The 15,401-nt window shown below is 40.4% G+C and carries 11 protein-coding genes; all 11 read left to right on the forward strand.

Annotated elements, in window-relative coordinates; translation table 11 throughout:
* Window positions 1-437 precede the first annotated feature (437 nt).
* The 11 genes from BMZ99_RS20135 (at window position 438) to BMZ99_RS20185 (ending at window position 15,347) form a co-directional block, all read left to right on the forward strand.
* Window positions 438-2,372 (forward strand): aconitate hydratase, encoded by a 1,935-nt coding sequence (locus BMZ99_RS20135; protein ID WP_090941944.1) that lies wholly within the window; start codon window positions 438-440, stop codon window positions 2,370-2,372.
* Between the two features lie 33 nt (window positions 2,373-2,405).
* A complete protein-coding gene (locus BMZ99_RS20140; RefSeq protein WP_090941946.1) occupies window positions 2,406-4,751 on the forward strand; it encodes a hydratase in 2,346 nt (781 codons plus the stop codon).
* A gap of 23 nt (window positions 4,752-4,774) precedes the next feature.
* Window positions 4,775-5,743, forward strand: a complete 969-nt coding sequence (locus BMZ99_RS20145; RefSeq protein ID WP_090941949.1) for a 2-hydroxyacid dehydrogenase — start codon at window positions 4,775-4,777, stop codon at window positions 5,741-5,743.
* Window positions 5,744-5,915: 172 nt separating this feature from the next.
* On the forward strand, window positions 5,916-6,530 hold the full coding sequence (locus tag BMZ99_RS20150; protein ID WP_090941952.1) for an RraA family protein: 615 nt from the start codon (window positions 5,916-5,918) through the stop codon (window positions 6,528-6,530).
* A 184-nt stretch (window positions 6,531-6,714) separates the two neighbouring features.
* Window positions 6,715-7,473, forward strand: a complete 759-nt coding sequence (locus tag BMZ99_RS20155; RefSeq protein ID WP_090941954.1) for an MBL fold metallo-hydrolase — start codon at window positions 6,715-6,717, stop codon at window positions 7,471-7,473.
* Between the two features lie 78 nt (window positions 7,474-7,551).
* Window positions 7,552-8,868: an MFS transporter gene (locus BMZ99_RS20160; protein ID WP_090941957.1), complete on the forward strand. Its 1,317-nt coding sequence runs from the start codon at window positions 7,552-7,554 to the stop codon at window positions 8,866-8,868.
* Window positions 8,869-9,072: 204 nt separating this feature from the next.
* The gene (locus BMZ99_RS20165) at window positions 9,073-10,479 is read left to right on the forward strand and encodes a DASS family sodium-coupled anion symporter (protein WP_090941960.1); all 1,407 of its coding nucleotides are present in this window, start codon (window positions 9,073-9,075) and stop codon (window positions 10,477-10,479) included.
* Between the two features lie 56 nt (window positions 10,480-10,535).
* Window positions 10,536-10,808: a citrate lyase acyl carrier protein gene (citD, locus tag BMZ99_RS20170; protein ID WP_090941963.1), complete on the forward strand. Its 273-nt coding sequence runs from the start codon at window positions 10,536-10,538 to the stop codon at window positions 10,806-10,808.
* Between the two features lie 10 nt (window positions 10,809-10,818).
* Complete coding sequence (locus tag BMZ99_RS20175; RefSeq protein WP_090941966.1) at window positions 10,819-11,700, forward strand: aldolase/citrate lyase family protein; 882 nt, start codon at window positions 10,819-10,821, stop codon at window positions 11,698-11,700.
* Between the two features lie 2 nt (window positions 11,701-11,702).
* Window positions 11,703-13,244 carry a citrate lyase subunit alpha gene (citF, locus tag BMZ99_RS20180; protein WP_090941969.1) on the forward strand — a complete coding sequence of 514 codons (1,542 nt, stop codon included), beginning with the start codon at window positions 11,703-11,705 and terminating at the stop codon, window positions 13,242-13,244.
* 228 nt (window positions 13,245-13,472) lie between these two features.
* Entirely contained in the window at window positions 13,473-15,347 is a 1,875-nt protein-coding gene (locus BMZ99_RS20185; RefSeq protein ID WP_090941972.1) for a sigma 54-interacting transcriptional regulator, read from the forward strand.
* Window positions 15,348-15,401: the final 54 nt, after the last annotated feature.

The raw sequence follows: 15,401 nt of genomic DNA on the forward strand, positions 1-15,401 counted from the left end.
CACTTAATTCGCAAAAAAGAGAAAATACCCTATTCGGTTAGGGATACAAAGAAAGAGCTATCTCAAATAGGTTTTAAAAACCTATTTTGAGACAGTTCCTTTTGTTCACCATGAGGCGTTATCAGACAGGTTAAAATCCCGCTGAGTTTCTGGCTAAGGAATATATTTCAAATATGGAGGTATACTCAATTGCCTAGAAAGCTTGAAGAGCAGGGTGTCATCCTATAATGAAACAAATGATATAAAGTGTGAAACATTATGGGTTTTTAATGAAATGAAATTGCTTTTTTCATATTGAAAGTGAAATCAAGATCTAAAATTTTTGAAAGTACCTGATTTTAAAGGGTTTAATGAGTTGGCACGCATTTTGCAATAAACATTAACTGAATTTAAATGAGCTTAAAGTTTGAGCATTCTTAAAACAGGGGGAATTAAACTTGGGATTGACCATTGTTGAAAAATTAATAGTTACTGCATTAGTAGACGGAGAAATGATAAAAGGGCAGCGAATAGGAATTCGTGCTGATCAAACGTTATCGCATGACTTAAATGGAGTTATGGCTTATTTGGCCTTTGAAGCCATGGGATTAGAAAAAGTCAAAACTGAATTGTCAGTACATTACACCGATCATAATATGACACAGGCTGATTATAAAAATTCTGATGATCATCGATACCAGCAAGACATAGCAGCTAAGTTTGGGATTATTGCATCTCGCCCAGGAAGTGGTATTTGCCATTCTCTTCATTTAGAACATTTTGCTGTACCAGGCAAAACACTAATAGGCTGTGACTCTCATACGGTTGCTGCTGGTGGAGTGGGAATGCTGTCAATTGGATCAGGTGGTTTTGATGCAGCTATGTCCATGGCTGGTGAGCCATTTTATTTAACCATGCCTAAGATTGTTAATGTGTATCTGACGGGTAAACTGCAGCCGTTTGTATCTGCAAAAAATATTATATTAGAAGTATTACGCCGCATTTCGGTTAAAGGTGGTGTCGGTAAGATTCTTGAGTATAGTGGACCGGGAGTTGCTACTCTTGATGTTGCAGAACGATCGACTATAACGAATATGGGGGCGGAAACAGGTGCTACCACATCCGTTTTCCCTAGTGATGAAATTACAAAACAGTGGATGTACGCTTATGGAAGAGAAGAACAATGGGTGCCGTTAGCAGCTGATGAAGATGCAGTATATGATGAAGTCATCACAATTGATTTATCCCTTCTTGAGCCGCTAATTGCTCTGCCTCATCAGCCGGATAAAGTGGTTCCTGTATCGGAAGTAGCTGGGACTTCCGTTGATCAAGTTATGTTTGGCAGTTGTACGAATACTTCATTACGAGATGTAATGTCAATGGCTCACATTCTGGGAGGTAAGCCCATTCACCACAATGTAGATGCAGGACTCTATCCTAGCAGCCGTACTGTGGTGCGTGAGAGTATTGCTCGAGGTGCTTATGATAAAATTTTAGCTTCAGGAGTGCGTATTTTTGAACCGATTTGTGGTGGTTGCAATGGAAGTGGATTTGCTCCTCAGAGTAATGGAGTTTCTCTCCGGACAACTCCGCGTAATTTCTTGGGGCGCTGTGGCACAGCCTCAGCCGATACTTGCCTAGTTAGTCCTGAGGTGGCTGCTGCTTCTGCTCTTACTGGTGTCATAACTGACCCGCGCGAGCTTAATCTTTCGCCATTTGTGTATGAGATGCCTGAAAAATTTATTGATGATACGGATATGTTTATGTACCCTTCATCTGAACCGGAAAATATCGGCATTCGTCGTGGGCCTAATATTAAACCCATTCCAGAAATGTCAGCTATGGATGATATTACCAGCGGAGAAGTCGTATTAAAGGCTGGGGACAATATCACCACAGATCATATCTGCCCAGCAGGGGCTCTGTATTTGCCAATTCGTTCCAATATACCTGAGATATCCAATCATGCTTTTAAGGTGTTAGATGAAAGTTTTGCGGAGCGTGCTCGACAAGCGGGTAATGGATTTATTGTCGCAGGATCTAATTATGCGCAAGGCTCTAGTCGTGAACAGGCTGTCATAGTTCCAAGATACCTTGGTATAAAAGCTGTTATTACTAAAGGGTTCGCTAGACTTCATCTTGCCAATATGGTGAACTGGGGACTTTTGCCGCTCATTTTTGTTAATGAGTCAGACTATGACAATATTAACCAAGGAGATCAGCTAACACTTGATACAGCGAATTTGCAGGCTGGTCAACAATATATTCTTAAAAACGAGACGAAAAAGCTGGAGATACCAGTCACTACCCCGTTGTGCCAGGCAGATATCGATGCGGTAAAAGTGGGAGGGCGGATTAACTGGGTTAAAAATAAAAATAAAAAAAGTAAGTAAAAGGGCACTAGTGGAGAAAAGGAGTGTAATCGGATGGTAGATTTGATAAGAAAAGGAGCTTATTTATTAAAAGGCAGGCTCATAGTAGAAAATGCAGATAAGTTAAATATTGATGAATTAAATCAGCGATTAGTCCATGCTGGGGTTAGTCCTTTGTCTGAAAAGGTAATTAAGCAAGAACAAGCTAAGGCAAGTACGATTGCCAATAAAATATTGAATAAGCATAACACCTCAGAAGATTGGCATAATTTAAAGCTGAAATTTGATGCACTAACTTCTCATGACATAACATATGTGGGGATTATTCAAACGGCAATAGCCAGTGGGCTTAAGGAGTTCCCAGTACCTTACGTTTTAACGAATTGTCATAATAGTCTTGGTGCTGTAGGCGGAACGATTAATGAGGATGATCATGTTTTTGGACTTTCAGCGGCGCGTAAATATGGTGGAATCTATGTTCCAGCCCACATGGCTGTAATTCATCAATACATGCGTGAAATGCTGGCAGGCTGTGGGCAAATGATTCTAGGTTCCGACAGTCACACCCGGTATGGTGCGCTGGGCACTATGGCAATTGGTGAAGGTGGGCCGGAGCTTGTAAAACAGCTCTTAGGACGAACCTATGAAGTGCCTTGTCCTGAAGTCGTAGCCATATATCTCGAAGGAGAACCGATTAAAGGAGTAGGTCCTCAAGATGTGGCATTGGCTATTATTGGAGCAGTCTTTAAAGATGGATTCGTTAAAAATAAAGTAATGGAATTTGTAGGACCGGGGGTGAGGAATCTTAGTGTTGATTTTCGGAATGGCATTGACGTAATGACGACAGAGACAACTTGTTTATCTTCTATTTGGCAAACAGATGAAAAGGTAGAAAGATACTTTAAAATTCATGGACGGCCTGAAGCCTATCAAAAACTAGAACCGGGTGAAGTGAGTTATTATGACGGAGTAGTTAAAGTAGACTTAAATAAAATTGTTCCTATGATTGCTCTTCCTTTTCATCCAAGTAATGTTTATACCATAGCAGAACTCAATCGTAATGCTGCAGATATTCTTCATAAGGTTGAAGTGGAAGGAAACAAACAACTAGAAAACTCAAAGCTGCAATTCAAATTGACGGATAAATTAGTTAATGGACATCTTATGGTTGACCAAGGGGTTGTAGTAGGATGCTCAGGCGGAACTTTTGAAAATATCGCAGCTGTAGCCCAAATCTTAGAGCAAAAATCCACTGGTAATGGGAATTTCTCTTTGAGTGTGTATCCGGCTAGTCAACCCGTATTTGCCGAGCTCATGGCCAATCGCTCTATGGAGAAATTGATACAGGCAGGTACAATTATTCGAACTGCTTTTTGTGGTCCATGCTTTGGTGCAGGAGACACGCCAACTAATAATGGGCTAAGCATCAGACATGCTACGCGGAATTTTCCGAATAGGGAAGGATCTAAACCCGATAATGGGCAAATTGCATCGGTAGCGTTGATGGATGCACGTTCCATAGCGGCCACAGCTATAAATGGAGGGCTGTTGACTTCAGCGACAGATGTAGAGTACAGTGATACTCCTGTGGAATATAAATTCGATAAACAATCGTACACCAATCGGGTATATCAAGGGTTTAGCCAGCCTAGATTGGAAGAAAATCTTAAGTATGGTCCTGGTATTGCCAATTGGCCGGAAATTAGACCGCTTCCGAATAACTTACTGCTTCAAGTGGTTTCGGTCATCCATGACGCAGTTACTACAACGGATGAGCTGATTCCTTCAGGGGAAACTTCTTCCTACAGATCAAACCCTTTCAAACTTGCTGAATTCACACTTTCTAGAAAAGATCCAGCTTATGTCGGCAAGGCAAAAGCTGTACAAAAGCTAGAAGTTCAACGGCAAAAATTGCTCACAGAACAGGGGGAACAGCAAGAAGTAGAAAATACCTTCCAGACGATATTGGCGGCGGAAAAACTCAGCACTGCTAAATTGAAGGAACTCATTAAAGATACAGGTCTTGGCAGCGTTATTTTTGCTATAAAGCCAGGTGATGGATCCGCTAGAGAACAGGCTGCTTCTTGTCAAAGAGTGCTGGGAGGAGACGCTAATATTGCTATCGAGTATGCCACGAAACGTTACCGAAGTAATGTAATCAATTGGGGTATGATTCCTTTCACAATTCATCCTGCAGATATTGAAAAGATAGCTGCCGATAGTTATATTTTTATTCCTAACATTCGTCAAAGTATTAAAACTGGCGCAGAAAAAGTACAAGCATTTGTAATCAATGAAAGAGGTAAAATTGCTCTGGAACTTAAACTGGAGAATCTTGCGAAAGAAGATCGGGATATTATTCTGGCAGGATGCCTCATTAACTATTACGCTGGTAACTAAAAAAATGTACGAGGAGATTCAATATGAACAAAGTGTTATTTTTCAGTGGACTTAATCAACACGTAACAGATATTTTCCGAGGGATGATGCCTGAAGGTTTTGAAGTGTCCTGTCATTCAAACAGTCTAAGTGATAAGGAAAAAGCAGAACTAATTCGGGAAGCAGAGTTTGTGGTACTTCATCCTGCAGAAATTTCTGACAGTGTTTTGCAAGAGGGCAAGTCACTGCGGCTTCTCCAACTTCTCACTGCCGGCTATGATAAGGTTGACCTGAAAGTCACAGGGGAACTTGATATTCCAGTGGCTACCAATGGTGGTGCCAACGCTTGGGCTGTTGCCGAACACAGTATTGCCTTGTTGTTAGGTCTCTACCGGAAACTCATTGCATGTGATCGGTCAGTTCGTGAGGGAAAGTGGCGGCAAGCAGTCACTGGATATGACATTTTTGAAGTAGCAGGGAAAACCGTTGGTTTACTTGGAGCAGGAAATATTGGTAAAAAAGTAGCCAAGCGTCTAAAGGCTTTTGAGACAAATATTCTGTATTATGATGCGAGCGCTGCGCCTGAGCTAGAAACAGAGTTAGGTGCCCGTAAAGTTTCTTTAGATGAGCTGCTGCGCGAAGCGGATATTATTACGATCCACCTTCCGTTACTTCCAGAAACACGTGGACTTATTGGAGAACGAGAATTGCAGATGATGAAACCGACAACCGTCCTTCTCAATGCGAGTCGCGCTGAAATTGTGGAAGAGGAGGCACTGATTACAGCACTCAAAGAAAAACGCATTGCTGGTGCTGGACTGGATGTGTTTCACAAAGAACCTATCTCACCAGAAGATCCATTGCTAACACTTGAGAATGTAATACTTTCCCCCCACATAGCTGGGCATGCATATGAAGGCTGGAGCCGACGCATGTCTTTCGCGTGGGAGAACATACAGCGAGTAGCAGCAGGAGAAGCGCCTCTTTCCCTGGCTCGTCCGAAGAACAAGTAATATAATTCATTCTGTTAATGATTTTCTAGCAATGGGAAATAGTTCCCGTTGCTAGAAATGATATCTATAATGTTCTTAAGAATGTAATGAATTGTGTAAATATTTGGAAATATAAAAAGCTGCTTTCTAGGTCACATTTGCCTGTAGGATTATTTTATGAGAGGAATTCATTATGAGTATTTACGAACAATTTCTAAAAATTCCTGCCACATGCATTTCAGATAGTCTTAAAGGGCTTACCAATATGGATTTTACTATAAAGCCATTAAAAGAGACATACAAGATAAGTGGGCCTGCCTGTACGGTAAAACTTCTTGCTAATGACAATTTGATATTCCTTAAAGGTTTGGTGCTGGCAAAGCCCGGAGATGTTTTAGTCGTAGATATCGGGAGCTATCAGTATAATGCGATAGCTGGTGATTTTATGATAGGTGCCGCTAAGGTGTTAGGTTTGGCTGGAGTCGTGGTAGACGGCACTGTTCGGGATAGTGCTGGTATAAAGGAAACTGATTTTCCGGTTTTTTGCAGAGGGAATACGCTTGCTGCTAGTAATAAGGTAGGTATTGGTGAAGTGAATATACCTATTTGCTGTGGAGGAGTAGTCGTTAATCCTGGGGATATTATTATTGGAGATGCTGATGGTGTTGTAGTAGTTCCTCAAGATAGAGCGACCGAAACATTAAAATTTGCGCTAAAAAAAGAACAGGCAGATCGGAAACGGGCCAAGCTTTTGGAAAGTGCAAACGCGACAAGAGAGTATATTAACAAATTGCTTTTAAAATCATAGATTTCGGAGCTGGCATCACATTTATTGCCCTGATAAAACGTTATCTTACGACTTAAGAGGCAAGCTCATTCACCACAATCAGGACTCTATCCTAGCAGTTGTACGATGGTGCGTAAGAGTGTTGCTCTACAGCGTTTCCATATTAAAAAATAGAAAAATCAACAAATAAGGTGGTATATGCATCATGAAGATGGAAGTTGTTGTTCAAGGTTTTCCAGGAAAGACAGCTAGCGGATCATTAAGCTGGAGCTCAGTTATTTATGTTGAAAGTGGGGATGAAAAGATACTTTTTGACACAGGAGGACCAAGTAAACGTAATCCGATCCGCAGCCACTTACAAAAAATTGGTGTAAATGCAAATGAAATAACTATGCTGGTTTTTAGTCATTTTCACGATGACCATGTAAGAAATTATGATTATTTTCCAAATGCAAGAATTATTATGCATGCAAAAGAGGCAGAATGGATACAAACGGAACCGAGTGATTTTGCAGTTCCTCAATTTTTATACCCGGCAGTGCAAAAAACAGGCCGATTAGAACTGGTTACTGAGGATGGAGAAATCGCACCTGGAGTGGAGACTCTTCTAGTTCCTGGCCATACGCCGGGGAGTATGGCTTTGGTTTTACGGGATTCCGATATGCCTGTTACTGTATTAACTGGAGATGCAGTAAAAAATATAGCAGAACTGGCAACTGGTAAAGTTGCTAAAGCATTAGACCCGACTTTGAATGCTCAAAGTATTAAGAAAATTAGGGATATTGCTGAAGTAGTTGTTCCTGGTCATGACCGTATGCTTAAAGTGACAGAGGATAGGATCATAGCGTTAACTGCCGCTCATGAAACAATCATTCTTCCGGCAGGGGTAGCTAATACGGATTCACCTAGATATCTAGAGTTAGTCATTGAACAGACTTGGCTGCAAAAAGAAGAAATATTATAAACAGTAAAAAGTGCTGCCTTATCATTGTGTAACAATTTAGTATATGCATAAGAGAGATAACATTATAGGAGGGCTAAGATGAATGTATCTACTAATATAAATGTATCTGCAAATGGAAAAGTGAAATCCCTTTGGCGAGGTAAAAGACTTTATATTATGATTTTGTTGTTTTTTGCTTCGCTAATTAACTACATTGATCGTGTCAGCATGTCTGTTGCTGCTCCAGCAATTATTAAGGATTTTGGTTGGGACTCGGCAACGATGGGGATTATGTTATCATCTGCTTTTTGGGCATACGCAATTGCCTTAGTGCCCATTGGTTATTTTGTTGATAAGATCGGTGCACGTAAATTGAATGCTTTTTCAATTTCTTTTTGGTCACTAGCTGCCATGGTTACAGGAATATCGAACGGTTTTGGAACAATGCTGGCATCAAGGTTGGCACTGGGCGCAGGTGAAGCTTCCACCATGCCATCTGGCAGTAAAGTAGTTCGTCAGTGGTTTCCGATCCAAGAGCGTGGTTTGGCAACTGCGTTGGCTCGATCGGGAGCAGAGGCCGGTCCGGCTATCGGAATGCCGCTCGTAGCTTGGTTAGTCCTGGATTATGGTTGGCGCATGTCGTTTATCATAACGGGTGCAGTTGGCTTTATTTGGCTGTTTTTCTGGCTGAAATATTTTCGGGACAAACCGCAGGATTCTGCGTTACTATCATCTGAAGAAAAAGACTATATTGTAGCCAATACTGACAGTAATCAGGAAACTGCCGATAAAGGTATACCCAAAGGAACCCTCTGGCGTCTATTGCAGCAGAAAACTATGTGGGGATTGGCTTTGTCTCAAGGATGCATTATGTACACTCAGTATTTGATACTTACTTGGCTGCCAACATATTTGGTTCAAGTAAAACATTTACAATTGATGAAAGCAAGTGTTATGAGTTCTGTTGCCTTTGTCTGTGCATGGGTTTTGGGAATAGTAGTCTGTAAAATGAGTGATACGCTGTTAACTCCTGAAAAAGTCTTGAAAGGTCATCGCCGTACAATGGTAGTTGTTTTTATGGTGTTATCCAGTATATTCGTGTGTACTACAATGGTGGAAAGTCCTGTTGCAATTTTAGTAATCATTACCTTGGTTAAGGCATTTCTTTCCTCCACAATTGGACTTAATATGACCCTGACGAATGACCTTGTTGCTACTCCAGCTGTCGCTGGAACAGCTTTTGGGATACTGTTGCTTGGTGGCAACTTATTCGGGTCGATGGCGCCAATTGTGACGGGATATATTGTCAAGACGACTGGAAGTTTTGATAACGCGTTTTATCTGGCAGGTGCGCTGATTGTAATTGGATCTCTCATTTCTTTGTTCATGACTCGCAAGCCGATTACGGTTGAATAGTTAAGATTATGAAATCTGTTAGTATATAATTATGCCTTTATAGTTAAAAAGGAGGGGCAGTCAGCCCCTCATGACTTAGCGATGAAATTACTTAATATGAAAAGGACAATGAATGATTGCAAAGAAGTGGTCAAGCGTATCGGAATGGCCGATCCTTTTAATATTGTAAGCACTAAATAAAATATCTTGTTGGGTAGGTTAAAGATGAATACAAAGTTATTTAAATGGATTATGATTATTTTTTTTCCAGTGATGATATTACTTATTCCAGTACCAAGTGGTTTTACACAAGATGCATGGAATTTATTTGCAATTTATGTTGGCGCCATACTGGGGATTATGTTAAGACCAGTACCGGAGCCGGTTATCATGCTTATTGCAATTAGTATAACTAGTCTATGGCTGAAAAAAATGGATTTAGTATTGAGTGGATTTAGTAATGGCACAGCATGGCTGGTGTTTACAGCATTTACATTAAGTCAAGCATTTTCGACGACGGGGTTAGGAAAGCGAGTTGCCTATATCTTAATAGGTAAACTTGGTCAATCGACTCTTGGTCTGGGGTATGCATTTGCGCTCACTGATGCGCTAATTAGTCCAGCAACGCCGTCAAATACAGCAAGAACTGCTGGCATTGTGTATCCAATTTTTCAAAGTGTATCGGTTACATTAGGATCTGAGCCGGGGAAAACAGGCAGGAAGATCGGAGCTTATCTAAATTTGCTGGCATATCAAATTAGCATGACAACATCATGTCTTTTTGTCACTGCTACTGCGTCGAATATTATAGTGGTACTTTTTGCAAAAGATATTTTGCATGTAGATGTTACTTGGTTAACGTGGGCCTATGCGGCATTTGTGCCCGTGATGCTAGTGTTAGCTATAATTCCTTATTTGGTGTATAAGATTTATCCACCAGAAATAAAGAAGATTGATAATTATCGTGAAATTTCACGTGAGGGATTACTCCGCTTAGGAGCTGTATCTAAAAATGAAAAAATTCTAGCAGGATTATTTATAGCCGCAGTAATTGGTTGGTCTACCATGGAATTTACTCACTTTGACGCTGCAGCTATTTCTATAGCATTTGTTAGTTCAGCGTTGTTGACAGGAATCATTACTTGGGAAGGAATTTTGAAATCAGGAAATGCATGGAGTACCTTCCTTTGGTATGGTGGAATAATCGGATTAGCGACTTCTTTAAGTAAAGCTAAGTTTTTTGTTTCACTTGCTGGTGCTATTGGTACATATGTTCAATTTTCAGGATATAATCATTACCTTGTATTTGCGTTCATATTATTCATCTCTATTGCTGTACGTTATGCGTTTGCATCAACAGCTGCTTATGCAACTTCTTTCGTGCCTGTGTTATTTACTTTAGGAGTTGCTGCAAATTTGCCAGCGATGCCTTTAGCACTCTTACTTGGGATTTCTTTAACTTGGGGTGCGCTTGTAACTCATTATGGCGGTGCTGCTGGCCCAGTTCTTTATGGAGCAGGTTACGTTGATCAAGTTACATGGTGGAAAGTTGGAACAGTCGTAGTAATGGTTCATTATCTGGTGACGATTGGTATTGGTCTTCCTTACTGGAAGCTGCTGGGCTTATGGTAAATACATCAATCAGAAGCCGCTTATCCTGGGAATAAAAGATTGGAGGAGAATATTTGATGAGTAAGCTACTTAAAGCAGCACAAGCCGGAACAGTTGAATCAAGTGATATTTTGATTTCTCTGATGCCAGCTGAAGCTGCAACTGGAATACAAGTAGAATTAGTGAGTCCTACACTGCAGCAATATGGGAAACATATCAAAAATCTTATAATAGAAACACTAGTTTTTCATGGAATTGAGGATGTGCAGGTCTATGCTAATGACAAAGGTGCATTAGATTGTACAATTAAAGCACGCGTAAAAACAGCATTAGAAAGGGCAGGAGAGTGAGGAGGATACAATGGAAAAGCTAAGAAGAAGCATGATGTTCGTTCCTGGTAACAATCCAGGAATGCTTCTAAATGCCGGCATTTATGGTGCTGATACGATTATTCTAGATTGTGAAGATGCCGTAGCAATTACTGAGAAAGATTCTGCTAGAAATCTTGTATTTCAAGCTATATCAGAACTGAATTACGGTACAGAAGTAGCTGTTAGGATCAATCACATTAGTACACCTTTTGGTTGGGATGACCTAAAAAGAGTACTACCAGCAAAGCCTGATCTAATTCGATTGCCTATGGCTCAAGGACCAGAGGAAATTCGCCAAATTGATGAATTCATTAGTGAAGCAGAAGAAAAGAATAAATTCCCTGCGGGATCAATTAAAATGATGGCTGCTGTTGAAACTCCCAAAGGTTTACGTTTTGCCTATGAAATCGCAGCAGCGAGTCCTCGGATGGTAGCATTGGCTATTGGTGCAGAGGATTTCATTGCCAACTTAAAAACGACGCGCAGTAAATTGGGACGAGAATTATTAGCGGCCAGAGGACAATTGGTACTGGCAGCTCGGGAAGCTGGTATCCAGTGTATTGATACGGTTTTTTCTGACATCAATGATGAAGAAGGATTTAAAAGGGAACTTGAGCTCATTAAAGAAATGGGCTTTGATGGTAAATCCGTTGTAAATCCTCGTCAAGTTAGTGTCGTTCATGATTTCTTTGCGCCTACGGCGAAAGAAATGGATCACGCTGAAAGAGTTCTTGCTGCTTATCAAGAAGCCCTTGAGAAAAAATCAGGGGTTATCTCACTCAACGGAAAAATGATTGATCTGCCGATTGTAGCACGGGCAGAACGTACCTTGGCCTATGCGAAAGCTGCTGCTGGGAAAGGGGGCAAATAAAAATGAAAAACTCTATCGGAAGAGAAATTCCTGATTTTATACCTGGACTAGGGAAAGTGACTGGCTTTGGCGGTGCGTTTGCTTATAAACCTGTTGGACGGACTGCAGGGGCAACTTTAACTACATGCTTACCGCGGGCGGATAAACTTTTAGCTTCCATTGAAACTGCCATTGATGCCGTAGGACTCAAAGACGGTATGACAATATCATTTCATCACCATTTTCGTAATGGAGATCGGATCTTAAATCGTGTAGTTGAGGCAATTGCGAAAAAGGGGATTCGAGATATTACCCTTTCCCCGAGCTCACTTAATACGGTCAATGATGCACTGATTCCTTATATTGAGCAGGGGGTAATTACCGCAATCGAAACAAGTGGTGCCAGAGGGAAAATGGGGCGGTTTTTAACAGAAGGTCATTTGAAAAAACCATTGCACATCCGTTCCCATGGTGGTCGGGCGCAGGCAATTGAAAGTGGTGCCATTCATATTGATGTGGCTTTCCTTGGTGCTCCTGCCTGCGATCGCTACGGTAATATTAACGGAATTCAAGGTCAGTCTGCCTGCGGTTCTCTTGGGTATGCCATACAAGATGCAGCGTATGCGGATCAAGTTGTAGCCATTACAGATAATCTAATGCCTCACCCTTTATTTCCCATCAGCATTCCACAAACGCAGGTTGATTATATTGTTGTAGTAGACAGTATTGGTGATCCAACTGGTATTGCTTCCGGTGCTCTTCGTTATACGAAAGACCCAAAAGAATTGCTCATTGCCAAATATGCTGCTGATGTGCTGGACTATTCGGGTTACTTGCAGCAAGATTTTTCCATGCAGCTTGGCAGCGGTGGTGCGTCCATGGCTGTCGGTCGCTTTATCAAGACAAAGATGCTCGAAAGAGGAATCACGGGTAGCTTTGGAGTTGGCGGCATGACGGGTGTTTTTGCTGAAATGATGGAAGAAGGATTATTTAAGATGATGTTTGATGTACAGAGTTTTGATATTCCCGCCATTGATTCCATCAAGAAAAACAGCAATCACTTAGAAATGTCAGCCTCTTACTATGCAAACCCTCATAATAGTGGAGCGATTGTCAACAATCTTGACGCTGTGATATTAAGTGCGACAGAAGTTGACGTTGATTTTAACGTCAATGTGATTACCGATTCAAACGGAGTGATTATGGGTGCTTCCGGCGGTCACTGCGATACGGCTGCTGGCGCTAAGCTGACCATTGTGGTAGCTCCGCTGCTTCGTGGTCGGTTGCCTATGGTTAAAGATGCTGTTCAGACGGTGGTAACACCTGGTGAAACAGTGGATGCTATTGTTACAGAACGAGGAATTGCTATTAATCCTAAACGATTGGACATCATTGATAAAGTAAAACATTCTGGCCTTCCTATCATGTCCATACATGAGCTTAAGGATATTGCCTACAAACTATGTGGTAAACCAGAGGCGATTGGGCTAAGCGATGAGATTGTCGGAGTTGTAGAATATCGGGATGGAACCATTATTGATGTAATCAGACGGCCAATTTTATAATCGTATGCAATTTGATCTCGGTTTGCCCCATAGTAAGATTACTATGGGGCAAACTTGTAATAGTACTTCAAAGACGGAAAAAATATAACGGATTATATCAGAAATAGCTAAAGTCTTGTTTCAAATCTGTATTTCGTTTTGGGTTTGTTTCATGGTAGAATCAAATAAAAGACAGGGATTACATTCTCTCTATACTAATAATAAAAAATATAAGTTGGGTTGGATGAAATGAAAAAAATAGCGTTTCTCGCTCCAGATGAAGGTAAACTCACAGAAATTAAAAGCGTACTATATGATTTTCATAATGAAGTGATATTTGAAGTAGGATCATTAGCGGATGGTTTGTTAAAGGCGGAGAAACTAATTCAGCATGGAATTGATATTATTCTTGCCCGCGGTGAAACGGCATTTAACATCCGGGATAAATACCCGGATATTGTAGTAGTAGATATTCCTATTACCGGCTTTGATTTAGTGCAGACTTTGGAGAAAGCCAAACAATTTGGTGATAATGTAGCCGTAGTATCTTTTCCATCTATGATAAAGCAAATTGAAAGTTTAGAATCGGCTCTTGGGGTCAATATTAAGAAATATTATTTGTCTCGGAGGGAAGAGGTTGATCGTGCAATTGATGATGCTTTAAAAGACGGTGCTAATGTTATAATCGGCGGATTTACGGCAAAAAAAGCTACCCAAAAGAGAAGTCTTCCTTATGTTGAGTTTGTAACCGGACAGCAAGTATATTTGGAATGTTTCCAAACCGCAAAAAGTATTTTGAAATCGATTGAGCAGCAGAAAAGAAGAGCGGGCTTGATAAAGGCTGTGCTGAACCATGCTTACGAAGGAATTTTGTCGATTGACGAAAAGTGCTTGATCTCTTCGATTAATCCCGTGGCGCAGCGAATATTAAATTTGAGAGCAAATGTAGGAGAAAATATCAATGAAGTGTGGCAAGAATTACGATTAGATAAAGTATTATTAACTGGTAAAGAAGAACTTAATCAATTTCTTAAAGTAAACCAAATTAAAATTTTATGTAATAAAGTGCCTATAATGGATCGAGGAAGGATTATCGGGGCAGTTGCAACATTTCAAGATATCACTAAAATACAAAAAATGGAGTCTCGTATTCGTAATGAAATTTATGCCAAAGGACATGTAGCAGCCTATACTTTTAAAGATATAAGCTTTGTGGATCAGGTAACTAAGGAAGTCTTGGATATGGCGAAAAATTTTGCTGTTGCTGAGGCGAATGTCTTATTGAATGGTGAAACAGGGACGGGAAAAGAAGTCTTTGCGCAGAGTATTCATAATTTTAGCAATAGAGCAAAAGGACCTTTTGTGGCAGTAAATTGTGCAGCGCTGCCGGCACAGCTGCTAGAGAGCGAATTATTTGGTTATGTAAGCGGTGCTTTCACTGGTGCCAGTAAGGAAGGGAAATCTGGTTTATTCGAAGTTGCACATACAGGGACCATTTTTTTGGATGAAATTGGAGAAATGGATTATATTAATCAAGGGCGATTGCTACGAGTGTTGCAAGAAAGATCTGTAGTACGGCTTGGCAGTACAAAGGTTATACCAATTGATGTACGCATTATTGCGGCCACGAATAAAAATTTGCATGATTTAGTAATTAATCATAAATTTCGCGAAGATCTATATTATCGCTTAAATGTGCTTCAATTAAGAATTCCTCCGCTGCGAAGACGTAGGAGAGATATTGGAAATTATGCAAAGATGTTTTTGGCTGAATTTGCTGATTCTTCAAATACTGAACTCAAATTAAGTGCTGAGGCAACAAAAGTTCTAGAAAGCTATAGTTGGCCGGGTAATATACGTGAATTAAGAAATGTAATGCAAAGAGTAGTTGTTTTAGCCAAACGAAAAACAATTAGCGGAGTATTTCTAAAAAAAATGTTAACAATTGAAGAAGATGATAAACAAAATCCAGATGAGCTAGAAGAGGCAATAGCGATCGAAAATGCATTAACGAAATTTAAAGGGAATATTACAGAGGTAGCCAAGTTTTTAAATGTCAGTCGTTCAACTTTGTGGCGTAAAATGAATAAGTTGGGGTTAAAGCGGCAGAAGCAAAATAGTTAAGTTTGTCACGAGAGTATCAAGGGTAACTATTTGAAATCTTATGAGTAAGAATGG

It is taken from the genome of Pelosinus propionicus DSM 13327, from assembly GCF_900114615.1.
Classification (GTDB): Bacteria; Bacillota; Negativicutes; order DSM-13327; family DSM-13327; genus Pelosinus; species Pelosinus propionicus.